The sequence below is a fragment of the Faecalibacterium sp. AF27-11BH genome, from assembly GCF_003603005.1.
Taxonomy (GTDB): Bacteria; Bacillota; Clostridia; order Oscillospirales; family Ruminococcaceae; genus Faecalibacterium; species Faecalibacterium taiwanense.
The window spans coordinates 11140-37626 of the sequence record NZ_QVGS01000009.1 but is presented as its reverse complement, the minus strand read 5'-3'; the positions used below and the strand labels follow the sequence as shown (position 1 = coordinate 37626).

The 26487-nt window shown below is 58.7% G+C and carries 24 protein-coding genes; 17 read left to right on the top strand and 7 right to left on the bottom strand.

Annotated elements, in window-relative coordinates:
- Positions 1–2: 2 nt before the first annotated feature.
- From atpD to DWY76_RS09630, 3 genes are all read left to right on the top strand, one after another.
- On the top strand, positions 3–1415 hold the full coding sequence (atpD, locus tag DWY76_RS09640) for a F0F1 ATP synthase subunit beta (RefSeq protein WP_120081209.1): 1413 nt from the start codon (positions 3–5) through the stop codon (positions 1413–1415).
- Positions 1415–1822 carry an ATP synthase F1 subunit epsilon gene (gene atpC / locus DWY76_RS09635; protein ID WP_005944484.1) on the top strand — a complete coding sequence of 136 codons (408 nt, stop codon included), beginning with the start codon at positions 1415–1417 and terminating at the stop codon, positions 1820–1822. Before atpD ends, atpC begins: the two co-directional genes overlap by 1 nt.
- Before the next feature lie 171 nt (positions 1823–1993).
- Positions 1994–2842: a sugar phosphate isomerase/epimerase family protein gene (locus tag DWY76_RS09630; protein WP_120081207.1), complete on the top strand. Its 849-nt coding sequence runs from the start codon at positions 1994–1996 to the stop codon at positions 2840–2842.
- A 161-nt stretch (positions 2843–3003) separates the two neighbouring features.
- Here the strand turns inward: DWY76_RS09630 and DWY76_RS09625 are convergent, their stop codons facing one another.
- The 3 genes from DWY76_RS09625 to DWY76_RS09615 are packed head-to-tail and all read right to left on the bottom strand — an operon-like array spanning position 3004 to position 4869.
- Positions 3004–3804, bottom strand: a complete 801-nt coding sequence (locus DWY76_RS09625; protein ID WP_120081205.1) for an ABC-2 transporter permease — start codon at positions 3802–3804, stop codon at positions 3004–3006.
- Positions 3798–4499 (bottom strand): ABC transporter ATP-binding protein, encoded by a 702-nt coding sequence (locus tag DWY76_RS09620; RefSeq protein ID WP_118526408.1) that lies wholly within the window; start codon positions 4497–4499, stop codon positions 3798–3800. Before DWY76_RS09620 ends, DWY76_RS09625 begins: the two co-directional genes overlap by 7 nt.
- Positions 4492–4869, bottom strand: a complete 378-nt coding sequence (locus DWY76_RS09615; protein WP_120081203.1) for a GntR family transcriptional regulator — start codon at positions 4867–4869, stop codon at positions 4492–4494. Before DWY76_RS09615 ends, DWY76_RS09620 begins: the two co-directional genes overlap by 8 nt.
- 259 nt (positions 4870–5128) lie before the next feature.
- On the opposite strand from DWY76_RS09615, the gene fucO reads away from it, so the two are divergent.
- The 3 genes from fucO (at position 5129) to DWY76_RS09600 (ending at position 9023) form a co-directional block, all read left to right on the top strand.
- On the top strand, positions 5129–6277 hold the full coding sequence (gene fucO / locus DWY76_RS09610; protein WP_120081201.1) for a lactaldehyde reductase: 1149 nt from the start codon (positions 5129–5131) through the stop codon (positions 6275–6277).
- 236 nt (positions 6278–6513) lie between these two features.
- Positions 6514–7821, top strand: coding sequence for a putative ABC transporter permease (locus tag DWY76_RS09605; protein ID WP_120081199.1), 1308 nt, complete (start codon positions 6514–6516; stop codon positions 7819–7821).
- A 239-nt stretch (positions 7822–8060) separates the two neighbouring features.
- The gene (locus DWY76_RS09600; protein WP_120081197.1) at positions 8061–9023 is read left to right on the top strand and encodes a calcium/sodium antiporter; all 963 of its coding nucleotides are present in this window, start codon (positions 8061–8063) and stop codon (positions 9021–9023) included.
- Between the two features lie 54 nt (positions 9024–9077).
- Here DWY76_RS09600 and DWY76_RS09595 read toward each other — a convergent pair whose 3' ends face one another.
- Together DWY76_RS09595 and DWY76_RS09590 are read right to left on the bottom strand one after the other, a co-directional pair.
- Positions 9078–10160, bottom strand: a complete 1083-nt coding sequence (locus DWY76_RS09595) for an FAD:protein FMN transferase (protein ID WP_120081195.1) — start codon at positions 10158–10160, stop codon at positions 9078–9080.
- Positions 10157–10579 carry a DUF3783 domain-containing protein gene (locus tag DWY76_RS09590; protein WP_120081193.1) on the bottom strand — a complete coding sequence of 141 codons (423 nt, stop codon included), beginning with the start codon at positions 10577–10579 and terminating at the stop codon, positions 10157–10159. Before DWY76_RS09590 ends, DWY76_RS09595 begins: the two co-directional genes overlap by 4 nt.
- A gap of 415 nt (positions 10580–10994) precedes the next feature.
- On the opposite strand from DWY76_RS09590, the gene DWY76_RS13865 reads away from it, so the two are divergent.
- Positions 10995–11942 (top strand): hypothetical protein, encoded by a 948-nt coding sequence (locus tag DWY76_RS13865; RefSeq protein ID WP_133300811.1) that lies wholly within the window; start codon positions 10995–10997, stop codon positions 11940–11942.
- Positions 11943–12074: 132 nt separating this feature from the next.
- Complete coding sequence (locus DWY76_RS09580) at positions 12075–12812, top strand: hypothetical protein (protein ID WP_120081189.1); 738 nt, start codon at positions 12075–12077, stop codon at positions 12810–12812.
- 219 nt (positions 12813–13031) lie between these two features.
- On the opposite strand, the gene aroF is transcribed toward DWY76_RS09580, so the two are convergent.
- A complete protein-coding gene (gene aroF, locus DWY76_RS09575; RefSeq protein ID WP_097775212.1) occupies positions 13032–14045 on the bottom strand; it encodes a 3-deoxy-7-phosphoheptulonate synthase in 1014 nt (337 codons plus the stop codon).
- A 397-nt stretch (positions 14046–14442) separates the two neighbouring features.
- Between aroF and ybaK the strand changes: the two genes are divergently transcribed.
- From ybaK to DWY76_RS09535, 7 genes are all read left to right on the top strand, one after another.
- Complete coding sequence (ybaK, locus tag DWY76_RS09565) at positions 14443–14925, top strand: Cys-tRNA(Pro) deacylase (protein ID WP_120081185.1); 483 nt, start codon at positions 14443–14445, stop codon at positions 14923–14925.
- Positions 14926–15371: 446 nt separating this feature from the next.
- Positions 15372–15872 (top strand): 5-(carboxyamino)imidazole ribonucleotide mutase, encoded by a 501-nt coding sequence (gene purE / locus DWY76_RS09560; protein ID WP_120081183.1) that lies wholly within the window; start codon positions 15372–15374, stop codon positions 15870–15872.
- Between the two features lie 10 nt (positions 15873–15882).
- On the top strand, positions 15883–17361 hold the full coding sequence (purF, locus tag DWY76_RS09555) for an amidophosphoribosyltransferase (RefSeq protein ID WP_118526396.1): 1479 nt from the start codon (positions 15883–15885) through the stop codon (positions 17359–17361).
- Positions 17362–17365: 4 nt separating this feature from the next.
- Positions 17366–18412 (top strand): phosphoribosylformylglycinamidine cyclo-ligase, encoded by a 1047-nt coding sequence (gene purM, locus DWY76_RS09550; protein WP_120081181.1) that lies wholly within the window; start codon positions 17366–17368, stop codon positions 18410–18412.
- A complete protein-coding gene (gene purN, locus DWY76_RS09545) occupies positions 18406–19002 on the top strand; it encodes a phosphoribosylglycinamide formyltransferase (protein ID WP_005944461.1) in 597 nt (198 codons plus the stop codon). The genes purM and purN overlap by 7 nt, the downstream gene beginning before the upstream one ends.
- 119 nt (positions 19003–19121) lie before the next feature.
- Positions 19122–19928, top strand: coding sequence for an IMP cyclohydrolase (locus tag DWY76_RS09540; protein WP_120081179.1), 807 nt, complete (start codon positions 19122–19124; stop codon positions 19926–19928).
- 29 nt (positions 19929–19957) lie between these two features.
- A complete protein-coding gene (locus DWY76_RS09535; protein ID WP_097775217.1) occupies positions 19958–21139 on the top strand; it encodes a phosphoribosylaminoimidazolecarboxamide formyltransferase in 1182 nt (393 codons plus the stop codon).
- Here the strand turns inward: DWY76_RS09535 and DWY76_RS14070 are convergent.
- The gene (locus tag DWY76_RS14070) at positions 21133–21270 is read right to left on the bottom strand and encodes a hypothetical protein (protein WP_165852614.1); all 138 of its coding nucleotides are present in this window, start codon (positions 21268–21270) and stop codon (positions 21133–21135) included. The genes DWY76_RS09535 and DWY76_RS14070 overlap by 7 nt on opposite strands.
- A 15-nt stretch (positions 21271–21285) precedes the next feature.
- On the opposite strand from DWY76_RS14070, the gene purD reads away from it, so the two are divergent.
- Together purD and DWY76_RS09520 are read left to right on the top strand one after the other, a co-directional pair.
- Positions 21286–22590, top strand: a complete 1305-nt coding sequence (gene purD / locus DWY76_RS09530; RefSeq protein ID WP_120081177.1) for a phosphoribosylamine--glycine ligase — start codon at positions 21286–21288, stop codon at positions 22588–22590.
- A 183-nt stretch (positions 22591–22773) separates the two neighbouring features.
- Complete coding sequence (locus DWY76_RS09520; RefSeq protein WP_120081175.1) at positions 22774–26466, top strand: phosphoribosylformylglycinamidine synthase; 3693 nt, start codon at positions 22774–22776, stop codon at positions 26464–26466.
- Positions 26467–26487: the final 21 nt, after the last annotated feature.

Below are 26487 nucleotides of genomic sequence, written 5' to 3'. Positions count from 1 at the left end.
GTATGATACAGGGAACTATTATTCGCGTAGCCGGCCCTGTGGTGGACGTGCAGTTCACCGCAGGCAAGCTGCCTGCCCTGCAGGAAGCGCTTACCGTGACCGCCGAGGGCACCGAGCGCACGATGGAAGTGACACAGCATGTCAACGAGACCACTGTGCGCTGCATCATGCTTTCCGCCAGCGAGGGTCTGGGCAAGGGCATGACCGTGACCGCTACCGGCCACGGCCTGACCGCACCGGTGGGCGAAGCCACGCTGGGCCGCATGTTCGACCCGCTGGGCAGACCCATCGACGGAAAGGGCTCTGTGGATGATGTGCCGCATTGGCCCATCCACCGCAAGGCCCCCAGCTTTGCAGAGCAGAAGCCCGCGACCGAGATCCTGGAGACCGGCATCAAGGTCATCGACCTGCTGGCCCCCTATGCAAAGGGCGGCAAAATCGGTCTGTTCGGCGGTGCAGGCGTCGGCAAGACCGTGCTGATCCAGGAACTGATCCACAACGTGGCCACCGAGCACGGCGGCTACTCCATCTTCACCGGCGTGGGCGAGCGCTCCCGCGAGGGCTGCGACCTTTGGGGCGAGATGAACGAGTCCGGTGTTCTGAATAAGACCGCACTGGTCTTTGGTCAGATGAACGAGCCCCCAGGAGCACGTATGCGTGTTGCCGAGACCGGCCTGACCATGGCAGAGTACTTCCGTGAGGAGACCCACAAGGACGTGCTGCTGTTCATCGATAACATCTTCCGTTTCGTGCAGGCAGGCTCCGAGGTGTCCGCCCTGATGGGCCGTATGCCCTCTGCTGTGGGCTACCAGCCCACTCTGGCCAACGAGCTGGGCGCTCTGCAGGAGCGCATCACCTCCACCAAGGAAGGCTCCATCACCTCGGTGCAGGCCGTCTACGTCCCCGCCGATGACCTGACCGACCCGGCCCCCGCCACCACCTTTGCACATCTGGATGCCACTACCGTGCTGTCCCGTAAGATCGTGGAGCAGGGCATTTACCCGGCCGTGGACCCGCTGGCATCCACCTCCCGCATTCTGGAAGCGGATATCGTGGGCGAGGAGCACTATCGCGTGGCCCGCAAGGTGCAGTCCATTCTGCAGCGCTATCAGGAACTGCAGGACATCATCGCCATTCTGGGCATGGACGAGCTGGACGAGAACGACAAGCTCACCGTCGCCCGCGCCCGCAAGCTGCAGAAGTTCCTCTCCCAGCCCTTTGCTGTGGCCGAGAACTTTACCGGCCTGAAGGGCAAGTATGTGCCCCTGCAGGATACCGTGCGCAGCTTTGCCGCCATTGTGGACGGCGAAGCCGACGACCTGCCGGAGTGGGCGTTCTTCAACGTTGGTACGCTGGAAGATGCCCGCCAGAAGGCGGCGGAAAAGCTGGCTGAGGAAAAGGGCGGTGCCGTCTGATGAACAAGTTCATGCTGAACATCACTGCGTCCAGCGGTGAGTACTATCAGGGCGATTGCGAAGACCTTGTGCTGCCCATCAGTGATGGCGTGTACGGCATACAGGCCGGACACAGCCCGGTACTGGTGGCCATCCACATGGGCATCCTGCACTTTGAGGTGAACGGTGAAAGCCGGGACATCCTGGTAGGCGACGGCATTGCCGAGGTGACGCCTGCCTATGTGATGGTGCTGGTGGACAGCGCCGAGCGTCCGGAGGATATCGACAAGAACCGTGCCGAGGCTGCCCGCATCCGTGCCGAGGAGCGTTTGCAGCATCAGCAGAGCATGCATGAATATTATCAGAGCAAGATCGCGCTCGACCGTGCGATGCAGCGCCTGCAGGCCGCTGCAAAGTACCGGCGCTGAGAATGAGCCGCATCTGCCAGGACCAGATCTGAAAAAAGAGCATCATTTGTATCCGGTGAGGGTGCAAAGTGATGCTCTTTTTTGTTTCAGGCTGTTCCATGGAACGCAGCTTTCGTGTATAATAAAGTCAATGCAACCCCGCGTGTTGTGCGGGAAAGGAGGAGGTTTTCCATGATCCAATTCGGCCTGCGTCTGCATGACGCGGAAAAGCTGCCCGTTGAACAGGTGCTGCCGCTGGTGCGCCAGAAAGGCTTTACCTGCGCCCATGTGGCTCTGAGCAAATCCTTCAAGGAGCTGCCCTGCACCCCCAGCGCCCTGACCCCCGGCTATGCGCTGTATCTGCGGCATCTGTTTGAGAAAAACGGCATCGACATTGCCGTGCTGGGCAACTACCTGAACCTTGCCCACCCGGATGCGGATGCCCTGCACGCCATTCAGGAAAAATACTATGCCCATATCCGCTTTGCAAGCCTGCTGGGCTGCGGCATGGTGGGCACCGAGACCGGTGCGCCCAACGCGGAGTACAAATTCTGTCCGGAGTGCCGCAGCGATGCCGCACTTTCCACCTTTATCAAGAACTTCAAGCCGGTGGTGCGCTGCGCCGAGCAGTACGGCGTGACCATTGCCATTGAGCCGGTGGTCAAGCACATCGTGTACGATGCCAGACGCGCCCGCATCGTGCTGGACGAGATCGGCAGCCCGAACCTGCAGATCCTGTTCGACCCCGTCAACCTGCTGAACATGGAAAATGTGGACCGCCGCGAAGAAGTGTTCGCCGAGGCCATCGAGCTTCTGGGCAAGGACATCGCCATGATCCACTTTAAGGATTTCCTGCGCAAGGATGCGGGCGGCCAGCTGGCTGCTACGGGTGCAGGACAGGGCGGTATGGAGGACTACCGCACCATCCTGCGCTTTGCAAAGCAGGAAAAGCCCTATATCTTTGCAACGCTGGAGAACACCACCCCGGAAAACGCGGTGGAATGCCTGAACTACCTGAAAAAGCAGTACGACGAGTGCTGAACACTTTATAACAAGAAAAACATCTGCAAGCTTTGCCCGGAATGGGGCAGCTTGCAGATGTTTTTTGTATCAGATGAAGTTTATGGTTCGGCCTTTTACAAATTGCAATTAAGAAGTAGTTTCGCTGAAAATGCCCAGAGCGAAAGCGGAGGACATTAAGATCATTCCAGATCCAGCTTATGCTCCATCAGCCAGCGGGTCAGCAGAAAGTACCCTGCGGCAAAGGCAATGCTGACCGCCAGCCCGAACAGGGTGGTGAACGCACTGGGCGCAGCGATGGAAACATCTACACCGCCAAGGGTGGGATCGGAAACAGCCTGCAGCATGTCGGCACTGCTGACACCGGAGCTCAGCCAGTTCTGCAGGAAGGACAGCAGGAAAAATGCCAGAATACCGGCCGGGACCATGTGCTTTTTGAACTGGTGGCCGATCATGCATGCGGCATAGATGCACAGGATGCTGGACACCAGTGCCACCAGCCCGTTCAGCGTTTCAAAGATCAGCCAGAGCCACCCGGAGCTGCCGGTCATGCGGAAGATCTCTACCACTTTCTGCCACAGCTCCGGCAGCTGCTGCAGGGCCGCGCTGTTCAGAGACAGAGCCAGCAGCATCACCGCAAAGGAGAAAATACCCACGATGCTGCTGCAAAGCATCCAAACTACGCTGGAGATCAGCTTGGAAAGGATGAGCTGGCTTTCCGTCACCGGCAGGGTGTGCATCAGGTAGCCTTCGCGGCCCAGCAGATTGCGGGTGAAGCGGGTGACAATGGTCATCACGGACACCACTGCCACCGCAACGGCTACGACCATGTAGGCGAACAGCAGCAGAGATGCAAAGTTGTCCTTGGAAGAGTTGCGCAGGGAAAAGCCGCTCAGCACTGCCAGCGCAACAAGGGCCAGATACAGCCCGCCATAGGTGCGGCCGGTGGCCTTGAATTCATATTTTAACAGCTGTTTCAGCATTTGAATACCTCCCGGAAATATGCATCCACGCTCATGCCCTCGGTCTCGCGCAGCTCTTCGGCATTGCGGTGGGCGAAAACCCGGCCATCCTTCAAAAAGACGGCTTCGTCCAGAATGGGCTCGATATCGCCGATGAGGTGGGTGGAAAGAATGACGGTCGCATCCCGGCTGTAGTTGTTCAGGATGGTGCTCAGGATGTAGTCCCGGGCGGCAGGGTCCACGCCGCCAATGGGCTCATCCAGCAGGTAGAGCTTTGCGGCACGGCTCATGGCCAGGATCAGCTGCACCTTTTCCTTGCTGCCCTTGGAGAGGGTCTTGAGCCGCGCCTTCGGTTCCAGTTCCAGCCGGGCCAGCATTTCGTTTGCCTTAGCGGGGTCAAAATCGGCATAAAATTCGTGGAACATTTCCACCAGCTGCTCCACACGCATCCAGTCCGGCAGCCAGTCGGCGTCCGGCAGATAGGACACGATGGCTTTGGTGTCCGGCCCGGGGGTCATGCCGGCGATCCGGATGCTGCCTGCACTGGGCTGCAGCAGACCGTTCGCCAGCTTGATGAGGGTGGTCTTGCCGCTGCCGTTGGGGCCAAGCAGCCCCACGATGCGGCCAAAGCCGATGTGCAGGTCTACATTTTCCAGTGCGGTCTTATCCTTCTGATAGCACTTGGTCAGTGCTTCACAGCTCAAAAGTTCACTCATTGCGGTCCTCCTTTGCGTCCCAGTGTTCCAAAAGCGCGGCTGTCTGTGCGGGACTGTAGCCGATGCCGCGCATCTTTTCCAGAAAATCCGACGCCAGCGTCCGGGCGGTGTCGGCGCGAAGCTGTTCGATCAATGCAGTATCCTCCGTAACATAGCGGCCTGCGGTGCGTTCGGTGCGCACCAGCCCTTCCGTCTCCAGCTGGGCAAGGGCCCGCTGCATCGTGTTCGGGTTCACCCCGGCGGCTGCGGCCAGATCACGCACCGAATCCAGATGCCCGCCCGGCGGGTAGGTGCCGGCCAGGATCCGGGCCTTCAGCCGTTCCACAAGCTGGGCATAGATCGGGCGGCTGGCATCAAACTGTTCGCCCATGGTATCATCTCCTTGTCTCATTGTACTAAGCGCTTGATACAATAATACACGATTTGCTCTGTTTGTCAAGGGAAAAAAGAAAAAACACCATAAAACTGTGGGAAATTGGAAAAATGCCCATAAAACACTGCACATTGATAAAAAATTACAATAAATTCAAACAATTTCACATTGCAAAGCTTTTGACACTGTGCTATGCTGAAAAACAGAGAGCCCCGCCCGGAAAGCGGCGGAAAAGAGATTTGGAGAAAAAATAACTATGGCTGACCGCATCGTTCTGAATACCATCTCCTACCATGGCCACGGTGCCATTGAAAACATCGTTCCTGAACTGACCGCCCGCGGCTACAAGAAGGCATTCGTCTGCTCCGACCCCGACCTGATCAAGTTCGGCGTCACCAAGAAGGTCACCGATCTGCTGGATGCTGCAAACTTTGCCTACGCTGTTTACAGCGAGATCAAGCCCAACCCCACCATCGCCAACGTGCAGGACGGTGTGACCGCTTTCAAGGCTGCTGAAGCTGACTGCATCGTGACCATCGGCGGCGGCTCCTCCATGGATACCGCAAAGGCCATCGGCATCATCATCAATAACCCCGAGTTTGCGGATGTCCGCTCTCTGGAAGGTGTTGCTCCCACCAAGAAGCACGCGGTGTTCACCATCGCTGTTCCCACCACCGCCGGCACTGCTGCCGAGGTCACCATCAACTACGTCATCACCGATGTGGAGAAAAAGCGCAAGTTCGTCTGCGTGGATACCAACGATATCCCCGAGATCGCCGTGGTCGATCCCGATATGATGTCCTCCATGCCCAAGGGCCTGACCGCTGCCACCGGCATGGATGCTCTGACCCACGCCATCGAGGGCTACATTACCAAGGGTCACTGCGTCATCTCCGATATGTTCCATCTGGAAGCCATCAAGCTCATCAGCCAGAGCCTGCGCGGCGCAGTGCAGAACACCCCGGAAGGCCGCGAGGGCATGGCTCTGGGCCAGTACATCGCCGGCATGGGCTTCTCCAATGTGGGTCTGGGCATCGTCCACTCCATGGCACATGGTCTGTCCGCTCTGTACGACACCCCGCACGGTGTGGCCTGCGCCATCCTGCTGCCGGTGGGTTTGGAGTACAACAAGAGCGTTGCCGGTGAGCGCTACCGCGCCGTGGGCAAGGCCATGGGCGTTGTGGGCATCGATGAGATGAACGATGTGGAAGCCGCTGACGCCACCATCGCCGCCGTCAAGCAGCTGAGCGCAGACGTGGGCATCCCCACAAATCTGCACGGCATCCTGAAGGAAGAGGATATCCAGTTCCTCGCCGAGTCCGCATTTGCGGATGCCTGCCGTCCCGGCAATCCCCGCGACACCAGCGTGGAAGAGATCGTGGAGCTGTATAAGAGCCAGCTGTGATTCCACTCTGTAAATTCAAGCTGTAATTTTGAGCCCTGCTGTCCTTCGGGATGGCAGGGCCTTTTTCTAAGATGTATCTGAAAACAAAGCAACAGGCTGGATCTTCGTCTTTTCAGAGATGCCCGGAGAGCCTGCCGCGTCGCAGAGTGACAAAATTTCTGCACGGCTCTTGTACACAGCGCCCAAAACAGGTACAATCAATGCAGTAAGAAAAAACTGGAAGCGAAAGGAACCTTATGACGCTGAACTTCTATACTCTGGGTGTTATTTATCTAGTATATTCCTTTTTGGGCTGGGTGGCTGAGACGGTAGTCGCGACCATCCGGGGCGGAAGGTTTGCCAACCGCGGTGCGGCGGCAGGCCCGTTCTGCTTTATCTACGGTACCACCGGCGTGCTGCTGGCCGTGAGTTTCGGCGACCTGCGCACCGAGCCGGTCTACCTGTTCTTTGCCTGTATGATGGCGGCAACGGTGATGGAATGGATCACCGCCAAGCTGCTGGAACGCCTGCACCGCCGCAAGTGGTGGGACTATTCCGGCAAAAAATTCAATCTGAACGGCTATGTGTGCCTGCAGTATTCGCTGCTGTGGGGTGCACTGGGCACGGCAAGTGTGCTGTGGGGCAATAATGTGTTGCTGCAGCTGTGCGCGCATATTCCTGTCTGGCTGCTGCGCCCGGCAGTATGGGTCTCGCTGACGGTGGCGGTACTGGACCAGATCGGTTCGGCGGTGCTGGTGCAGCAGTATGCGGCCCGGCACCCGATGCTGGAGCAGCTCAACCAGAGACTGGGGGAGCGGTCGGATACGCTGCGCCGCAGGATCGCGCTTTACATTGAAAAACGCATCCAGTATGCTTACCCGGCTGCGGCCCGGCAGGAGCAGACTGCGCTCCGGAAGGGGGAAAAGAACTTCCTCAGCGTGTCCGACCTGCTGTGGCTGTTCGTGATCGGCGCGTTTCTGGGCGACATGGTGGAGACGGTGTTCTGCCGCGTGACCGCCGGGGTCTGGATGAGCCGCTCCAGTCTGGTCTGGGGGCCGTTCAGCGTGGTGTGGGGTCTGGCGCTGGTGCTGGCAACGGTGCTGCTGCGTCAGGAAAAGGACCGGAGCGACCGCTATCTGTTCGCCTTCGGCACCGTCATGGGCGGTGTGTACGAATACGTATGCAGCGCCGTCACCGAGCTGCTGTTCGGCACCGTGTTCTGGGACTACAGCAAGTTCAAGTTCAATCTGGGCGGGCGCATCAACCTGCTGTACTGCTTTTTCTGGGGCATTGCGGCGGTGATATGGATGCGCTACGGCTATCCGCTGGTGCTCAGAGGCATGAAGAAGGTGCGCAGCCGCGTCCGCCCATGGATGACCGTCCTGCTGGCCGTATTCATGGCGGTGAACATGCTCACCAGTGCGCTAGCGCTGGCCCGGTACGATGCCCGCACCAGCGGTGAAGGCCCCAAGAACAGCATCGATATGCTGCTGGATGCGCATTTTGACGATGCCCGCATGGAGCGTATTTATCCCAACGCGAAGAAAGTGACCAAGGCCGGATGAAATTTCAACGCTCCTCTTGCACTTTGGTGCAAAAACCGGTATAATATTTTCCGGATAAAAGGGAGTAAAGGGCGCTCGTTTTGCAAAAACGGTGCGCTGTGGCGCAGCGACATCCCGGCAGAAATGCCCGCTGTGTCACCGGAAGCTTGAGACTTTTATTACACTTTCCCGTTTCTGGGCAGGATGTAATAAAGGCCTCTTTTTTATTGCTGCTCTGCCAAAAATAAAAGGAGAAAACTATGCTCATTCCTGTTTTGCTGTTCATCGTGGGCCTGCTGTGCCTCATCAAGGGCGGTGACTGGTTCGTGGATGGTGCCACGGGCATTGCCCGCCGCTTCCATGTGCCGGAGCTGCTCATCGGTGCCACCGTGGTGTCCATCGGCACCACCCTGCCGGAGGTGATGGTCTCCACCACCTCGGCCTTTACCGGCCACGGCGAGATCGCCTACGGCAACGCCATCGGTTCGATCATCTGCAATGCATCGCTCATTGCGGCCCTCACCATTGCGGTAAAGCCGGGCAAGGTAGACCCCAAGAGCCTGCGCACGCCGGTGCTGTTCTTCTTTGTGGCAGCGGCCTTCTATGCCGGCGTGGCCTACACCACCGGCTACTTCTCCCGCCCGGTGGGCCTGATCCTTCTGGCCATGTTCGCAGCGTATATCATCTGCAACGTGATGGCCATGAAGAACGCCCCCGCCCCGGAAGAAGAGGAAGAACCGGAAGAAAATGCATCCTTTGCCAAGGAGCTGGGTCTGCTGGCCGTGGGCGCGGTGCTCATTGCCGTGGGTGCCAACCTGCTGGTGGACAACGGCACCCTGATCGCACAGGCACTGGGCGTGCCGGAGTCGGTGATCGCGCTCACCTTCGTGGCACTGGGCACCTCGCTGCCGGAGCTGGTCACGGCCATCACCTCGCTGGCAAAGGGCCACGGTGCACTTTCGCTGGGCAATGTCATTGGTGCAAACGTGTTCAATCTGGTGCTGGTGAGCGGTGTTTCCGCCGCGGTGGCACCCTTTACCATCCCGCAGAACTCCCTGCTCTTTGGCCACAATGCATCGCTGGTGCTGGAGTTCCCGGTCATGTTCGCCGTGATGCTGCTGCTCACCCTGCCCGCCCTCTTCAAGGGCAGGCTGAGCCGCCCGCAGGGCATTGCGCTGCTGTGCATCTACGCGGCATTCTGTGTGGTGCAGTTCACCATCTGATAAAACAGCAAAAGGCCGACGCAGCACTGCGTCGGCCTTTTGCCGTTTTAAGGGTTACTTTTTCAAATGGGAATCCCAGCCGGAAGAGGTGATGACCTGCTGATCCGGTGTGCACCACATGGCTTCCACGCCGTCCAGACTTTCCACGATCTTCATCCCGTCCTCCAGCGGCTGGCAGAACAGGCCGGTGGTCAGGCAGTCGGCAAGGCCGGAGTCGCTGCACAGCACGGTCACGCCGTTAAAGTAGGCGGCGGGGAACAGGGTGTCCGGGTCGATCAGGTGGTGGTAGCGCTTGCCGTCCACCACGTAGTAGCGCTGGTAGTCGCCGCTGGTCACAAGGGCCATATCGCTCATGTTGATGGCACCGTCCAGCATGGAATCCGAGGTGTATATATCCGAAGAGCTCCACGGGTTTTCCACGCCGCCGGTCCACTGGCTGCCGTCCGGTTTTACACCAATGGCGCGCAGATTGCCGCCCACGCTCACCAGAGCGCTGGTCAGGCCGCGGGCCTCGGCAGCCTGACACACCATTTCCACGGCGTAGCCCTTGCCCACGCTGCCCACATCCAGCAGCATTTCCGGGTCGGCCAGATAAACGGTCTTGGCATCCGCGTCGATGATCACGTTGTTGATATCACAGTGCTGGGCGGCTGCTTCCAGCTCTTCCATGGTGGGCAGCTTGTTGTCGGCATCCGTCTCGGCGGCTTCGGCAGCTTCGCGGTAATTGTGCCAGATATTCAGCACGCTGCCCATGGCAATGTTCAGCTTGCCGTTGGTGGTCTGGTACATCTGGTCGGCCAGCTCCAGCATGGAGAGGATGCGGTCGTCCACCTCCACCGGAACGCTGCCGGCATTGTCGTTGATGGTCTTGACGTTGGTCACGCCGGGGTAATCGTTGTAGATATCATACAGCTGGTTATAGGTAATAAGGTCTGCGTGCAGGGCATCCATCTGGGTGTTGAATTCTTCCTCGCTCTCGCAGTAGGCGATCACCTGCGTTACGGTATCGAACACATCATAAAAAACGGTGGAATAGCGGGTAAGCTCTTTCTTTTTGGAGGCACAGCCTGCCAGCAGGCTCAGGCAGAGCACCCCGGCCAGCAGGGCGCTGACGAAACGTTTTGCGCGGGTCTTCATACGGTGTGGTTCTCCTTTGCGGCGGTAAAGGCGGCGTGCTCCTCCTGCAGGTGGGCCAGCAGATCGCCGAACACCCAGCTGCGGTTGGAGGGAGTCACAACGGCCTTGAGCGGAATGGTGACCTGTGCCTGCTTCATCAGATCCAGCAGGGTGTCCACGTCCTTCTCCTTGAAGTTGGCCAGAACCACTGCCGGCGGGTAGGCACCCGGCTCCAGCACCAGCGTGCGGGCGGCCTTGGTCTCCACCTCGCCCAGCAGCTGTGCCACGGTCTTGCCCGCATCGGCAGGGGAGACGAGCAGCACCTTCATGCCAAAAGCAGGAGCCATGCCTTCCAGCTTGCCGCGGTCGGCGGGGGAAAGGTTCCAGCCCAGAACCAGCGGGACATCGGCGTTCTGATTGCGTGCGATATGTGCTTTCATAAAAAACCTCATTTCAGGGTGGATTGCAAATACACTATAGTATAACACAAATACGCAAAAAATGGAATGCCGGGGGGGGGGACCGGTACTACCGGGAAAAGTTTCAGAGAATTTCGAGCAAAGGCAACAAAAATTAGAAGAAATTACAAGGCAAATTTCAGTGCAGGTGAAGATTGTATGCAGAAAATAGAGGTGCTATACTAAAAATACGAGACATAAGTCTCAGAAATTTAACAGAAAGCAGAGGTTTTGAGGATGAAAAAACAGAAGATGCGGTTCATCAGTGCAGTGCTTGCGGCATGCATGATGACATCTGTCCTTCCGGTCAATGCACTTGCTCTGGGGGGGGGGTACGCCTGAAAATGGCGTAACTGCGCAGGAAGATACCGCAGCCAAAACGATCCCGACTACAGGCATGACCATCACCGAAGGCGGCAATTACGAGATCCCGGAGGGGACTTATACTCGTCCAATCGAAATCAATGTAACCGATACGACACAGCCGGTGAATATTGCCATTAAAGGTAAGGTTACAGCTACAGACAAATGTGACCCTTTCTTTAATATCAAAAAAGCGGGAATTGTAAACATCGAAAATGAAGGTAACTATGAAGTTGACTGTACAACGCGCCCGAGTCACTTCATGTTCATAAGTTATTCTGGGGCACAGGTAACGGTAACGAACGGTAAATACAAGGGCTCCGGTGGAACACACCTGATGATGAACTTCAGCGGTTCTTTGACTCTGAATAATATTACAGCACAAACTGAAAGCAGCTATGCAATAACGAGTGCCGGTACAGTCATCATTAACGGAGGTACTTATATGCGCAGTGGTCCAATTAGTTCCAGTACAGAAAATGGAGCAATCGGAAACGGCGGCGGTACGATGGAACTGCACGATGTTACGGTGAACTCGTGTCAAGTTGCAGTCACAAATTCTAACGGTGAGTTAACGATTGATGGCGGCAACTATACATCAGATAATGGATTTAATTGTATCCGCAATGAATCTGCTGGTCTTAAAATTGATCGTGGTGCTTTTGATGGAAGGAGTGCCAGCTGCATCAACAACAAATGGGGTCGTGTGGAGATCAACGGCGGCACCATTACCTCGGCCGCAGACTACACCATCGAAAACCGCGGCGGCCTGCACATGAACAACGGTACGGTCGCCAGCACGAATCCAGATGCCGCGGTCATTGACTGCGCCGGCAATTACGGCGATACGCGGATCAACGGCGGCACCATCAAGGGCGGCAAAGACGGCATCCGTCTGAAGGATCTTGGAAGCTCCGTAGTGACCCTGAAGCAGGCGACCTTTGAGGACAACGCCAACAATGTCCATCTGGGCGATGGCTAGAAGATCGACATCGAAAGGAACTTTACCGGTACGGCAACGATCCTGACCGACGATCCAAGCGTCGGCCGTCAGATCACGCTGAAAAACGAAAACGAGGATCTCAGCTATCAGAACAAGCTGAAACTCATCAGCATGAATTCCGGCTACATCATCGGCTATAAGCGCGGCGATGATGGCAAGGAATACCGCTATCTGGCAGATGCCAACGGCAACATCGTCAACGCTGTAAATGCGAAGGCAACCGCTAACCTCGGTGCCGGGGAGCAGGAGCTGGATACTGCCACCGTTGTGCCGGAAAACACCCTCGTGACCGTGACGGCAAACCTCCCGGAGGGCGCAGAGGGCGCAGAGTTCCTCGGCTGGAGCGCCGTGCGTGACGATGGCAAAGAGCTGGATCTGGGCGATGATCAGACTGCACAGTTTAAGATGCCCGGCTGCAACGTGACCGTCGAAGCGCTGTATCAGGGCGGCAGTGTTGACCCTGTCAATCCCGGCGGCGGCAGCAGCAGCGATGTGGTGGCCGGCATTGCGGCTGTTGCGCTGACCGGTGCAGCCGTGTGGAGCATTTACGAAACCGGAACCGGCATCTATCGCGTGCTGAATATGCCCGGCGTCCCCATGCCCTCCAACCGCGCCGGTCTGGCGACCCTGATCTGGGAAAAGGCCGGCTGCCCGGAACCGCAGACGGTGAAGAGCTTCAGCGACATCGATGACGCCGACCTTCATCTGCGGCAGGCTGCCAGCTGGATGGAAGAGCAGGGTCTGATGGACGATGTGAAGGAAAACGAGTTCCGCCCCTATCGCTATGTGACCAAGCTCCAAACCTGCCTTGTCTGGGATAAGGCCAAGGAAAAGAGCCTGATCTCCTGAAAAGTAGATCATTCTTGTAATAACCCCGGGGTGACCGCAAGCGCCCCGGGGTTGTTTTTTCACAGGAAAAGGGGCAGAACCGGAAGATGCCGTTTATATCCACGAACCCTCCCGTGAAAAAGCAAACAAGCCAGACCCGCAGGTCTGGCTTGTTTGCAATATCAAAAATATTCTTTCCGCTGAATATATCCAGAGCGAAGCGGAGGATCTTTCAAATCATCAGTTCAGCTTTTTGCCAAAGAACTCCACCTCTTTGCCAATGAACTGCATCAGCTCATCGAACTGGTCGGGGGTCAGGCTCTGGGCACCATCGCACTTTGCCTTGGCGGGATTGTTGTGCACCTCGATCATCAGGCCGTCGGCACCGGCAGCAACAGCGGCCTTTGCCAGATCCGGCACCATCCATGCGTGGCCGCAGGCGTGGCTGGGGTCCACAATAACGGGCAGGTGGGTCATCTTGTGCAGCATCACCACACCGGCAAGGTCGAGGGTGTTGCGCATGCTGGTCTCAAAGGTGCGGATGCCGCGCTCGCAGAGGATGACGTTCTCGTTGCCCTCAGCCATGATGTACTCGGCGCTCATCACGAACTCTTCCAGCGTATTGGCAAGGCCGCGCTTGAGCAGCACCGGCTTCTTCTGACGGCCGACGGCCTTGAGCAGCTCAAAGTTCTGCATGTTGCGGGCACCCACCTGAATGAGGTCTACATTCTCGAACAGGGGCAGGTGCTCGGTGTTCATGATCTCGGTCACGATGGGAGCACCGGTGGCGCGGCGTGCCAGCTTGAGCAGGTCGAGGCCCTCGCTGCGCATACCCTGAAAGGAGTAGGGCGAGGTGCGGGGCTTGAATGCGCCGCCGCGCAGCAGGGAAGCACCTGCAGCCTTCACGCGCTGTGCGCAGTAGGTGATCTGCTCCTCGCTCTCAATGCTGCAGGGGCCTGCAATGACCGCAAAGTTTCCGCCGCCGATCTTTACGCCGTCCACATCGATCACGCTGTCGTCCGGGTGAAACTTGCGGTTGGCCTTCTTATAAGGCTCGGTCACGCGGCGGCAGGTCTCCACCACCGGGTTTGCCAGCACCCAGCTCTCGGCCACGGCCTTGGTGTCGCCGATCAGGCCCAGAATGTGGCTCTCACTGCCCTTGGAATCGTTGATCTGCAGGCCCATATCCTGCAGTTCGTGGCAGAACTCGCGTACCTGTACCTCAGGTGCGTTCTGTTTGAGTACGATGATCATAGTGCTTTGTCTCCTTTGCCTTATCGTGTGAAACGGCGAGGGAGACCGGCTCCTTTGCCGCAGCTTGCAGTGTCAAACTTCAGGGTTCTGAAGTGTGTGACGCTATGATATCACTTCAGGAAACTGAAGTCAAGAGAATTTTGAATTTTTTTGAAGAAAGTGGTAGAATGGGGGCAGGAAAAGGAAAAGCAGGCTCGCCCTCTCAGCTTCGCTTGCGCTCAGCAGCTCCCCCAAAGGGGGAACCCTTGGCAAAAACGGAAACTTTGCGTGGATTGCCAAAGCCTCTCACTTTGGGAGAGGTGGCATTGCGTTAGCAATGACGGAGAGGGCGAGGACGCTGACCCAATGCCATCATACTTAAGAATAGAACCAGCTAAATATAAAGGGGAATACTACAATGGGAAAAGAAGCAAAAACCAATGCCATGCGCATTCTGGAGCGCGAGAAGGTGCCCTACACCGCCCACGAGTACGCTCATGAAGAGGGCGTTGCCGTGGCAGGTGTGGATGTGGCAGGCAGCATGGGCGAAGACCCTGCCTGCGTGTATAAGACGCTGGTGACGCAGGGCAATAGCAAAAACTATTTTGTGTTCGTCATTCCGGTGGCAGCAGAGCTGGATCTGAAAGCCGCTGCCCGCAGTGTGGGCGAAAAAAGCGTTGCCATGATCCATGTGGCCGATATCAACAAGGTCACCGGCTATGTGCGCGGTGGCTGCAGCCCGGTAGGCATGAAAAAGCAGTATAAGACTGTGTTCGATGAGAGCGTGCTGACGCAGGAGAAGGTCTATGTCTCCGGCGGGCGCATCGGCATGCAGGTGTGCTGTGCCCCGGCGGACCTCATCCGCGCTGCACGGGCAATTACAGCAAAAATTATTTTTTAAAAAAGTCCGTCTATTGTACAAAAAGTTAACGCATCCTATTTACATAAAATATACTTAAACTATAAGTCATACTTAAAAAGAAAAACAATGTCGAAACTGCACAAAACTTTTGAAAGTTTTTTGACGGCATGAAAACACAAGGTAGAATTTGTGGGAACACTCTTTTCAAAGATGTTTTTTTGCCGTAAACTGTATGTAGTACAGGGACGGCGGCCCGCAGAAAGGGCTTTTCCGCCGCCTGAAAACGCAAGCACAAGGAACTGCGAAGGAGAACTTCAATGATGAAGATGCTGCCGGGTCTCATGGGTCGAAACAACATTCGGGCATGTCAGGGGCATCGTGCAACTTTGTGCAAAGCGTCGGGAGAGCATACGCAGAATTAAAGGCCGTGGTACGGGTGTACCGCAGCCTTTTTTGTTTGTCGGTTGAGAAAGAGAGGTTTGGATATGGTTCGTAAAGTGGCTGTGATCATGGGTTCTGACAGCGATTGGCCGGTGGTAAAGGGCGCATGTGCCCAGCTGAAAGCGCTGGACATCCCTTTTGAGGCGCACATCCTTTCGGCACACCGCACCCCTGCCGGGGCAGCGGAGTTTGCCAAAAGCGCCCGTGCCAACGGCTTCGGCGTGATCCTGTGCGCAGCAGGCATGGCAGCACATCTGGCGGGTGCCTTTGCTGCCAACACCACCCTGCCGGTGATCGGCATTCCCATGAAGGGCGGTGCCATGGACGGCATGGATGCCCTGCTTGCCACGGTGCAGATGCCCAGCGGCATCCCGGTGGCAACGGTGGCTCTGAACGGTGCCAAGAACGCCGCATGGCTGGCTGCGGAAATTCTGGCTTTGAGCGACGACGCTCTGACCGAAAAGCTGGCAGCAGAGCGCACCGCCATGGCCGCACAGATCGCTGCCAAAGAGGAAAAGCTGCAGGCTGAGATCGCCCAGCTGTAAAGGAGAACCAATGTCTGATTTTGCATATCCGCTGCACGAAGAATGCGGCGTTTTCGGCATTTACGACCGTGCCGGTACCGAGGATGTGGCCGCTGCGGCCTACTCGGCTCTGTATGCCCTGCAGCACCGTGGTCAGGAGAGCTGCGGCATCGCCGTGAACGATGATGGCGTGATCAACGGCCACCGCGACCTCGGCCTTGTGAACGAGGTGTTCACCCCGGCGGTGCTGGCAAGTCTGGCAAACCCCAATGCGCACATGGCTACCGGTCACGTGCGCTACGCCACGGCAGGCAGCCGTGTGCGGGCCAATGCACAACCCATGATCGTCCGGCACGGCCGCGGCACCATGGCACTGTGCCACAACGGCAACCTGACCAACGCCATCGAGCTGCGCCGCCAGCTGGAAAATGAAGGTGCCATCTTCCACGGCTCCTCCGATACCGAGGTGATCTGCTACCTGATCACCCGCAACCGCCTGCGCATGGGCAGCATCGAGACCGCCATCAGCAAGACGATGGATGTGCTGGAAGGTGCCTACAGTCTGGTGATCATGTCCGCTACCAAGCTGATCGCCGTGCGCGACCCCCGCGGCTATCGGCCCCTGTGCATCGGCACCCTGCCCGGCGGCGGCTACGTATTTGCCAGCGAGAGCTGTGCACTGGATGCCGCCGGTGCCACTCTGCTGCGGGATGTGGAGCCCGGCGAGATCGTGGTGGCAGACGCAAAAACCGGTGAGCTGCGCAGCATCAAGGACCATTGCGGACGCCCGGACACCCAGATGTGCGTGTTCGAGTTCATCTATTTCTCCCGCCCGGACAGCATCATCGAGGGCAGCTCGGTGCACGAGGCCCGCAAGCAGGCCGGCCGGTTCCTTGCACAGGAACACCCCGTGGAAGCGGACGTGGTCATCGGCGTGCCGGATTCCGGTCTGGATGCAGCTCTCGGCTACTCGCAGGAGAGCGGCATCCCCTATGGCATCGGCTTTATTAAGAATAAGTACATCGGCCGCACCTTCATTCAGGGCAGCCAGAAGCAGCGCGAGAACAGCGTGCGCATCAAGCTGAACGTCGTTTCCAGCACGGTCAAGGGCAAGCGCGTGGTGCTGGTGGATGATTCCATCGTGCGCGGCACCACATCTGCCCGCATCATCAAGCTGCTGCGGGATGCCGGTGCCACCGAGGTGCACTTTATGGTGTCGGCACCGCCGTTCAAGTACCCCTGCTACTTCGGCACTGACATCCCGGATCAGAAGCTGCTGGTGGCCACCGGCCGCACGGTCGAGCAGATCAATGAAGTGATCGGGGCTGATACGCTGGGCTACCTTTCCACTGAGCATGTTGTCCAGCTTGCAAAGAACACAAAATGCGGATTCTGCACCGCCTGCTTTACCGGCGAATATGCCGTGAAGCCGGACGAGGTGCTTTCCACCGATATTCACGAACGCCACCTGAACGACCGTCCCAAGGACGAGAAAAAGTTAGGAGAGTAAGACCATGGAAAAAAGCTATTCTGAAAGCTATGCAGCCGCCGGTGTGGATATCACCGCCGGTTATCGCTCTGTTGAACTGATGAAGCAGTATGTGGCCCGCACCATGAACGAGCACTGCATTGGCGGTCTGGGCGGCTTTGGTGGCCTGTTTGAGCTGGACTGCACCGGCTACAAGCACCCGGTGCTGATCTCCGGCACCGACGGCGTGGGCACCAAGCTGAAAATTGCCATGATCATGGACAAGCACGATACCATCGGCATCGACTGCGTGGCTATGTGCGTGAACGATGTCATCTGCGCCGGTGCAAAGCCGCTGGTGTTCCTGGATTACATCGCCTGCGGCCGCAACATTCCCGAGAAGATCGCCGAGATCGTCAAGGGTGTGGCTGAGGGCTGCGTGCAGGCCGACTGCTCTCTGGTGGGCGGCGAGACTGCCGAGCACCCGGGCATGATGCCGGAGGAGGAGTACGATCTGGCCGGTTTCACCGTGGGCGTTGTGGATAAGGAAAAGATCCTGAGCAATGAGACCATGGCAGCCGGTGATGTGATCCTTGCCCTGCCTTCCACCGGTGTGCACTCCAACGGTTTCTCGCTGGTGCGCAAGATCTTTGACATTGACGCAAACCCCGATGTGCTGCACACTGCCCCTGCAGAGCTGGGCGGCAAGACGCTGGGCGAGGCCCTGCTGGCTCCCACCAAGATCTACGTCAAGCCTGTGCTCAAGGTGCTGGAAGAGGTGGATGTGAAGGGCATTTCCCACATCACCGGCGGCGGCTTCTACGAGAACATTCCCCGCAGCCTGAAAAAGGGCTGCTGCGCACGCATCAACAAGGCAGATGTCCGCACCCCGGCTCTGTTCCAGCTGATGCAGAAGACCGGCAATATCTCCGAGCACGATATGTTCAACACCTTCAACATGGGCGTTGGCATGGTGCTCACCGTTCCCGCAGAGCAGGCCGACAAGGCGCTGGAGATCCTGCACGCAAACGGTGAGCCGGAAGCTTACCGTCTGGGCGTCATTGCAGAAGGTGAGGGCGTGGAGCTGTGCTGAACATTGCAGTTTTAGTCTCCGGCGGCGGCACCAACCTGCAGGCTCTGCTGGACAGCGAAGCCCGAGGCGAGAACCCCAACGGCAGGATCACCCTTGTGGTGGCCTCCAAGCCCGGTGTCTATGCGCTGGAACGGGCCGCAAAGGCCGGTGTGGAAGGCTGCGTGGTGCGCCGCAAGGATTACGCCAGTAGTGAGGATTTTGACGCAGCTCTGCTGAAAACGTTGAAAGACCACAACATCGATCTGGTGGTGCTGGCAGGCTTTCTGTCCGTGCTGGGGCCCAGTGTCATTGAAGCGTATCCCCGCCGCATCCTGAATGTGCACCCGGCACTCATCCCGTCTTTCTGCGGGCCCGGCATGTACGGTCTGCGTCCGCATGAGGCGGCTCTGGCCCGGGGCTGCAAGGTGACCGGTGCCACCGTCCACTTCGTGAACGAAGAGTGCGACGGCGGGCCCATCCTGCTGCAGAAGGCCGTGGACATCCTGCCCGGCGACACCCCCGAGGTGCTGCAGAAGCGTGTGATGGAGCAGGCCGAGTGGAAGCTGCTGCCCAAGGCCGTGGCTATGGTGTGCAGCGGAGAGATCGAGTGAAAACTCCTTCCGTCACGCCTGACGGCGTGCCACCTCCCTCAAGGAGGGAGGCAAGGCTCCCTCTCCGAGGGGGCTGTCGCCGCAGGCGACTGGGGGAGTTCCGTATAGGAGAATTTGACATGGAAAAGATCAACCTGAACGAGTATCTGGCATCCAACGAGTATCCCGGCCGCGGCATTGCTGTGGCAATGGCTCCGGATGGCCGCCAGATGTTCATTGGCTACTTTATCATGGGCCGCAGCGAGAACAGCCGCAACCGTGTGTTTGACCCCGTGCCCGAGCGCGGCGGCATCTGCACCATCGCAGCGGACCCCGCAAAGCTGGAGGACCCCAGCCTCATTATTTACAATCCGGTGCTGACGCTGGGCAAGACCCATATCGTGACCAACGGCGACCAGACCGATACCATTTATGACCTGATGAGTCAGGGCAAGAGCTTTGCCGATGCCCTGCGCACCCGCACCTTTGAGCCGGACGGCCCCAACTACACCCCCCGCATCTCCGCTGTGGTGTACGCCGACGGCAGATATCAGATGAGCATTCTCAAGTCTGCGGACGGCAATGGCGACAGCGTGCAGCGCTATTTCTTTGATTACCCGCAGCCCGTTGCAGGCGAGGGCCATTTCATCAGCACCTACAAGCACAACGGAAATCCCATCCCCAGCTTTGAGGGTGAGCCGCTGCGCTTTGCCTGCCCCCGCACCATCGGCGATTTTGCACAGGGTCTGTGGAGCAGCCTGAACCCGGACAACAAGGTGAGCCTGTTTGCCCGGGTCATTGATCTGGACTCCGGCGAGACCGGCGACATGATCTTTAACAAGTACGATGCCGTGTGCAGCGATCTGGACGACCCCGAGGAGCCGGAGCTGCTGCCTGAGGAGCTGGAACTGCTCAAAAAGCTTGACGCAGAGGAAAAACAGGACTAAAACAATAGAGAAATAAGGAGGATGCACCAATGAACGAACTGGCACTGAAGTACGGCTGCAACCCCAACCAGAAGCCCAGCCGCATTTATATGGAAGATGGCTCTGACCTGCCGGTCACTGTGCTGAACGGCAAGCCCGGCTACATCAATTTTCTGGACGCGCTCAACTCCATCCAGCTGGTCAAGGAGCTGAAAGCTGCCTGTGGTCTGCCCGCAGCAGCTTCCTTCAAGCACGTTTCCCCGGCGGGCGCGGCTCTGGGCCTGCCCCTGACCGATGTGGAACGCAAGATGTACCACATTGCCCCGGATATGGAGCTGTCGCCGCTGGCAAATGCCTACGCCCGTGCACGCGGTGCGGACCGCATGTCCTCCTTTGGCGACTGGATCGCCCTTTCGGACATCTGCGATGTGCCCACCGCAAAGCTGATCCAGCACGAGGTGTCCGACGGCATCATCGCCCCGGGCTACGAGCCGGAGGCACTGGCTATCCTGTCCGGCAAGAAAAAGGGTAACTACAATGTGGTCGCCATCGACCCGGCCTACAAGCCCGCTCCCATCGAGCACAAGCAGGTGTACGGCATCACCTTTGAGCAGGGCCGCAACGAGCTGGTCATCAACGCCGACACCATGCTGAACAACTGGGTCACTGAGAACAAGGACGTGACCGAGGAGCAGAAGCGTGATCTGGTCATTGCACTCATCACCCTGAAGTATACTCAGTCCAACAGCGTGTGCTACACCTACCACGGCCAGACCATCGGCGTGGGCGCAGGCCAGCAGAGCCGCATCCACTGCACCCGTCTGGCAGGCCAGAAGGCCGACAACTGGCAGCTGCGCCACATGGATAAGGTGCTCAACCTGCCCTTCCGCGACGATGTGGCAAAGCCCAACCGCGACAACGCCATTGATGTTTACATCGGCGATACGCCCGAGGATGTGATTGGCGACGATGTGTGGGCCGAGACCTTTACCGAGCAGCCCGCCCCGCTGACCGCTGAGGAAAAGAAGGAATATCTGAGCAAAGTGACCGGCGTGTGCCTTGGCTCGGATGCTTTCTTCCCCTTCGGCGACAACATCGAGCGTGCCCGCCGCTCCGGCGTGACCGCCATCGTGCAGCCCGGCGGCTCCATCCGCGACCAGCAGGTCATTGACACCTGCAACAAGTACGGCATCGCAATGGCCTTCTGCGGCCTGCGGCTGTTCCATCACTGATAGTACGGCACAGCGGAAGCTTCCTCCTCGGACACGAATCGGGCCATTCCATCGCCCGCCCTGCGGCCTGCGGCGGCAGGGTCCAACCCCAGCGGACGGTCCTCGGAGAAACTTCCGCCGTGCCGATGCATAGAGAAGGTGCAATTATGAAGAAAAAAATTCTGGTTGTCGGCGGCGGTGGCCGCGAGCACGCCATCATCAAGGCACTGAAAAAGAGCCCTGACTGCGGCGAGATCTGGTGCGCACCCGGCAACGGCGGCATCAGCTATGACGCAAAGTGCAAAAACATCAAGTCTACCGATGTGGACACCATGGTGGGCTTTGCCGTAGAAGAAAAGTTCGATTACGTTGTGGTGGCGCAGGACGACCCGCTGGCTCTGGGCATGGTGGATGCGCTGGCAGCAGTGGGCATCCCGGCCTTTGGCCCGGATAAGGCCGCTGCCCGCATCGAGGCCTCCAAGGTGTTCTCCAAGGACCTGATGAAGAAATACGGCATCCCCACCGCAAAGTACGAGACCTTTGACGACCCCGCCAAGGTCATGGAGTACATCAAGGCCGAGGGCAAGTACCCGGTGGTCATCAAGGCCGACGGTCTGGCACTGGGCAAGGGCGTGCTGATCTGCGAAAACGAGCAGCAGGCTGCGGACGGCGTGAAGGAGATCATGCTGGATAAGAAATTCGGCGCATCCGGCAACCATGTGGTGGTGGAGGAATTCCTCACCGGCCCCGAGGTCAGTGTGCTGAGCTTTACGGACGGCAAGGTGGTCAAGCCCATGGTGTCCAGCATGGACCACAAGCGTGCCAACGACCACGACACCGGCCTGAACACCGGCGGCATGGGCACCATTGCTCCCAACCCCTACTACACCCCGGAAGTGGCCGCTGAGTGCATGGAGAAAATTTTCCTGCCCACCATCAAGGCCATGAACGCCGAGGGCTGCCCCTTCAAGGGCTGCCTCTACTTCGGCCTGATGCTCACCCCGGACGGCCCGAAGGTCATCGAGTACAACTGCCGCTTTGGTGACCCGGAGACGCAGGTGGTGCTGCCCCTGCTGGAAGGCGACCTGCTGCACATCATGCAGGCCTGCACCAACGGCACGCTGGAAAACGAGGAGGTCAAGTTCTCGGACGGTGCTGCCGCCTGCGTCATTCTGGCTTCCGGCGGCTACCCGGTGGCTTACGAGAAGGGCAAGCCCATCACAGGCCTTGTGGACGGCCAGCTGCCCGGCGAGGAGAATGTGACGGTCTACCACTCCGGCACCGCCATCACCGAGGACGGCGCCCTTGTCACGGCCGGCGGCCGTGTGCTGGGTGTCACCGCCACCGGCCCGCGGCTGACCAATGCGCTGAGCCATGCCTATGAGGCGGCAGAGAAGATCAGCTTTGAAAAGCTGCACAAGCGCAGCGATATCGGTCTGCGAGCCCTGAAGGCACTGGCAGAGAAGGAATAAATGACTCGCCCTCTCAGGCCGCTTCGCGTCCAGCTCTCCCAAAGGGAGAGCCCTTGGCAAAACCATGAACTTTGCGTGGACTGCCAAGGCCTCCCACTTTGGGGGAGGTGGCAGCGCGTGAGCGCTGACGGAGAGGGCGAGGACGCTAGATAAATTTTAGAATCATAAGGGGGAACCTACCCAATGGTCTATCGTATTTATGTGGAAAAAAAGCCCGGCTTTGATGTGGAAGCCACCGGCCTGAAAAATGAGCTGACCAGCCTGCTGGGCATCCAGTCGCTTACCGGTCTGCGTCTGCTGAACCGCTACGATGTGGAAGGCATCGACGAAGAACTGTTCAACCAGTGTGCAAACACCGTGTTCAGTGAGCCGCCGGTGGATAACACCTATGCCGAGCTGCCCGCCAGCGACGGCGTGTCCTTTGCAGTGGAGTATCTGCCCGGCCAGTTCGACCAGCGCGCCGACTCCGCTGCTGAGTGCATCCAGCTCATCAGTCAGGGCGAGCGCCCGCTGGTGCGCTCTGCCCGCGTCTATCTGCTGGAAGGCACCCTGACCGACGAGCAGGTGGCCGAGATCAAGAAATACGTCATCAACCCGGTGGAGGCCCGCGAGGCTTCGCTGGACACCAAGCAGACCCTGAAAATGGAGTACCCCGTGCCCGCCCCGGTCAAGGTGCTGGAGGGCTTCAACCAGCTGGACGAAGAGCAGCTGAAAAAGTTCATTGCGGACAACGGCCTTGCCATGGATCTTGGCGATATCGAGTTCTGCCAGAAGTATTTCCGCTCGGAGCACCGCGACCCCACCATCACCGAGATCAAGATGATCGACACCTACTGGTCCGATCACTGCCGCCACACCACCTTCGGCACCATTCTGGACGATGTGCAGATCGACGATGCCATCGTGCAGAAGGCCTTTGACCGCTACATGGCCATACGCGCCGATCTGGGCCGCGAGAACAAGCCCCGCTGCATGATGGACCTTGCCACCATCGGTGCCAAGGAGCTGAAGAAGCAGGGCATCCTGAAAAATCTGGACGAGTCCGACGAGATCAACGCCTGCACCGTCAAGATCAAGTGCGATGTGAACGGTAAGGATGAGGACTGGCTGTTCCTGTTCAAGAACGAGACCCACAACCATCCCACCGAGATCGAGCCCTTCGGCGGTGCAGCTACCTGCATCGGCGGTGCTATCCGTGACCCGCTGTCCGGCCGCAGCTACGTCTATCAGGCCATGCGCGTTACCGGCGCAGGCGACCCGCTCAAGCCGGTCAGTGAGACTCTGCCCGGCAAGCTGCCCCAGCGCAAGCTGGTGACCACTGCTGCCGCAGGCTATTCCTCCTACGGCAACCAGATCGGTCTTGCTACCGGTCAGGTGGACGAGATCTACCACCCCGGCTATGTGGCAAAGCGCATGGAGATCGGCGCCGTTGTAGGCGCTACCCCCGCTTCCCACGTCCGCCGCGAGTGCCCCGCCCCCGGCGATGTCATCGTTCTGCTGGGCGGCCGCACCGGCCGTGATGGTGTGGGCGGTGCTACCGGCTCCTCCAAGGCCCACAAGCTGGACAGCCTTGAGCACTGCGGTGCCGAGGTGCAGAAGGGCAACGCTCCCATCGAGCGCAAGCTGCAGCGCCTGTTCCGCCGCGAGGATGCCTGCAGGATGATCAAGCGCTGCAACGACTTTGGTGCAGGCGGTGTGTCCGTTGCCATCGGTGAGCTGGCCGACGGCCTGTACATCGACCTGAACAAGGTCACCAAGAAGTACGAGGGTTTGGACGGCACCGAGCTGGCCATCAGCGAGAGCCAGGAGCGCATGGCTGTGGCGCTGGCCCCCGAGGACGTGGACAAGTTCATTGCTCTCGCCAACGAAGAGAACCTTGAGGCCACTCCGGTGGCAAAGGTGACGGCTGAGCCCCGCCTGAACATGGTGTGGAACGGCATGTCCATCGTGAACATCAGCCGCGAGTTCCTGAACTCCAACGGTGCCGAGAAGCACCAGAAGGTCCATGTGGAAAAGGCCACGGTCTGGCAGCCCCAGTGGGAAGGCCTGACCTTCAGCCAGAAGATGAAGAACATGGTGGGCGATCTGAACATCTGCAGCAAGAAGGGCCTGTCTGAGCGGTTCGACTCCACCATTGGTGCCGCCACCGTGCTCATGCCCTTTGGCGGTGCTTATCAGCTGACCCCGCAGAACGCCATGGTGGCAAAGCTGCCGGTGGACGGCGAGACCAGCACCTGCTCCGGCATGGCATGGGGCTTCAACCCCTTCCTGATGAGCGCAGACCAGTACAAGGGCGCTCAGATGGCTGTCATCGAGAGCGTTACCAAGCTGGTGGCCTCCGGCTTCCGCTATGAGGATGCTTACCTCACCTTCCAGGAATATTTCGAGCGTCTGGGCACCGCCCCGGAGCGCTGGGGCAAGCCGCTGGCCGCTCTGCTGGGTGCATTGGATGCTCAGATGGGTCTGGGCATTGCATCCATCGGCGGCAAGGACAGTATGTCCGGCTCCTTTGAAAAGCTGGATGTGCCTCCCACGCTGGTCTCCTTTGCCACTGCCATCGGCAAGGCAAACAAGGTGGTGTCCACCGAATTCAAGAAGCCGGAGAGCACGGTGGTGCTCATCCGGCCCATCATCGACCCCGAGACCGGCTGCCCCAACTTCTTCTCCCTGAAGGCCAACTACAAGATCGTGGAGGACATGGTCGAAGAGGGCATGGTGGCATCCGCCTGCTCTGTGGGCTACGGCGGCATTGCCGAGGCTCTGTTCAAGATGGGCCTTGGCAACCACATTGGCTTCAAGATGCGTGCGGATAAGACCACCCATGAGATGTTCCAGCCCATGTACGGCTCCATCGTTCTGGAAATGGTGTCGGATTCTCCCGCCGGTGAGATCCTGGGCGAGACCACCAAGGAATACGTCTTTGAAGCCTGCGGCGAAAAGCTGGATATGGCCCAGCTGCAGGAGATCTGGGAAGGCAAGCTGGAGCCGGTGTACCCCTACCGCAAGGCAGGCCCCACCGTGGAAAAGATCAACGGCAAGTTGACCGCACCCGCCGCACCCAAGATCGGTGTGGCAAAGCCCAAGGTCATCATTCCGGTGTTCCCGGGCACCAACTGCGAGTACGACACCGCCAAGGCCTTTGCCCGCGCCGGTGCCGACCCGGAGATCCTGGTCATCCGCAACCTGACCCCCGCCGACGTGGCCGAGAGCTGCAAGGCGCTGGTCAAGGCCATCGATAACAGCCAGATCGTCATGCTGCCCGGCGGCTTCTCCGGCGGCGACGAGCCGGACGGCAGTGCAAAGTTCATTGCATCCTTCTTCCGCAACCCGGAAGTCACCGAGGCGGTGCGCCGTCTGCTGCAGCAGCGCGACGGCCTGATGCTGGGCATCTGCAACGGCTTCCAGGCTCTCATCAAGCTGGGGCTGGTCCCCTACGGCGATATCCGCCCCATCACCGCTTACGATCCCACCCTGACCTTCAACACCATCGGCCGCCACCAGAGCATGCTGGTGCGCACCCGCATTGCATCCACCGGCAGCCCGTGGCTGTCCAAGTGCGAGGTGGGCGAACAGTTCACCGTTGCCATCAGCCACGGCGAGGGCCGCTTCGTGGCTCCGCAGGAGGTGCTGGATACCCTCATGAAGAATGGCCAGATCGCCACCCAGTATGTGGACATCGAGGGCAACCCCACCATGGACCAGCGCTATAACCCCAACGGCTCTGTGCTGGCGATCGAAGGCATCACCAGCCCGGATGGTCGTGTGTTCGGCAAGATGGGCCACTCGGAGCGCAGCGGCGAGTACCTGTACAAGAACGTTACCGGTGACAAATATCAGCCGATCTTTGAGGGCGGCGTGGACTATTTCAAGATTTGATGGTAGAATAGAGAAAAACCC

Bases quoted from the DNA above. Each gene is read 5' to 3' on its own strand.
- DWY76_RS14070 (WP_165852614.1), bottom strand. From the start codon at position 21,270: ATGCATCGGCACGGCGGAAGTTTCTCCGAGGACCGTCCGCTGGGGTTG.
- DWY76_RS09605 (WP_120081199.1), top strand. From the start codon at position 6,514: ATGACGCTGAACTTCTATACTCTGGGTGTTATTTATCTAGTATATTCC.
- DWY76_RS09620 (WP_118526408.1), bottom strand. From the start codon at position 4,499: ATGAGTGAACTTTTGAGCTGTGAAGCACTGACCAAGTGCTATCAGAAG.
- DWY76_RS09580 (WP_120081189.1), top strand. From the start codon at position 12,075: ATGAATTCCGGCTACATCATCGGCTATAAGCGCGGCGATGATGGCAAG.
- aroF (WP_097775212.1), bottom strand. From the start codon at position 14,045: ATGATCATCGTACTCAAACAGAACGCACCTGAGGTACAGGTACGCGAG.
- purE (WP_120081183.1), top strand. From the start codon at position 15,372: ATGGTTCGTAAAGTGGCTGTGATCATGGGTTCTGACAGCGATTGGCCG.
- DWY76_RS09540 (WP_120081179.1), top strand. From the start codon at position 19,122: ATGGAAAAGATCAACCTGAACGAGTATCTGGCATCCAACGAGTATCCC.
- purD (WP_120081177.1), top strand. From the start codon at position 21,286: ATGAAGAAAAAAATTCTGGTTGTCGGCGGCGGTGGCCGCGAGCACGCC.
- atpC (WP_005944484.1), top strand. From the start codon at position 1,415: ATGAACAAGTTCATGCTGAACATCACTGCGTCCAGCGGTGAGTACTAT.
- DWY76_RS13865 (WP_133300811.1), top strand. From the start codon at position 10,995: ATGACCATCACCGAAGGCGGCAATTACGAGATCCCGGAGGGGACTTAT.
- DWY76_RS09615 (WP_120081203.1), bottom strand. From the start codon at position 4,869: ATGGGCGAACAGTTTGATGCCAGCCGCCCGATCTATGCCCAGCTTGTG.
- ybaK (WP_120081185.1), top strand. From the start codon at position 14,443: ATGGGAAAAGAAGCAAAAACCAATGCCATGCGCATTCTGGAGCGCGAG.
- DWY76_RS09630 (WP_120081207.1), top strand. From the start codon at position 1,994: ATGATCCAATTCGGCCTGCGTCTGCATGACGCGGAAAAGCTGCCCGTT.
- atpD (WP_120081209.1), top strand. From the start codon at position 3: ATGATACAGGGAACTATTATTCGCGTAGCCGGCCCTGTGGTGGACGTG.
- DWY76_RS09595 (WP_120081195.1), bottom strand. From the start codon at position 10,160: ATGAAGACCCGCGCAAAACGTTTCGTCAGCGCCCTGCTGGCCGGGGTG.
- purF (WP_118526396.1), top strand. From the start codon at position 15,883: ATGTCTGATTTTGCATATCCGCTGCACGAAGAATGCGGCGTTTTCGGC.
- DWY76_RS09600 (WP_120081197.1), top strand. From the start codon at position 8,061: ATGCTCATTCCTGTTTTGCTGTTCATCGTGGGCCTGCTGTGCCTCATC.
- DWY76_RS09590 (WP_120081193.1), bottom strand. From the start codon at position 10,579: ATGAAAGCACATATCGCACGCAATCAGAACGCCGATGTCCCGCTGGTT.
- fucO (WP_120081201.1), top strand. From the start codon at position 5,129: ATGGCTGACCGCATCGTTCTGAATACCATCTCCTACCATGGCCACGGT.
- purM (WP_120081181.1), top strand. From the start codon at position 17,366: ATGGAAAAAAGCTATTCTGAAAGCTATGCAGCCGCCGGTGTGGATATC.
- DWY76_RS09625 (WP_120081205.1), bottom strand. From the start codon at position 3,804: ATGCTGAAACAGCTGTTAAAATATGAATTCAAGGCCACCGGCCGCACC.
- DWY76_RS09535 (WP_097775217.1), top strand. From the start codon at position 19,958: ATGAACGAACTGGCACTGAAGTACGGCTGCAACCCCAACCAGAAGCCC.
- DWY76_RS09520 (WP_120081175.1), top strand. From the start codon at position 22,774: ATGGTCTATCGTATTTATGTGGAAAAAAAGCCCGGCTTTGATGTGGAA.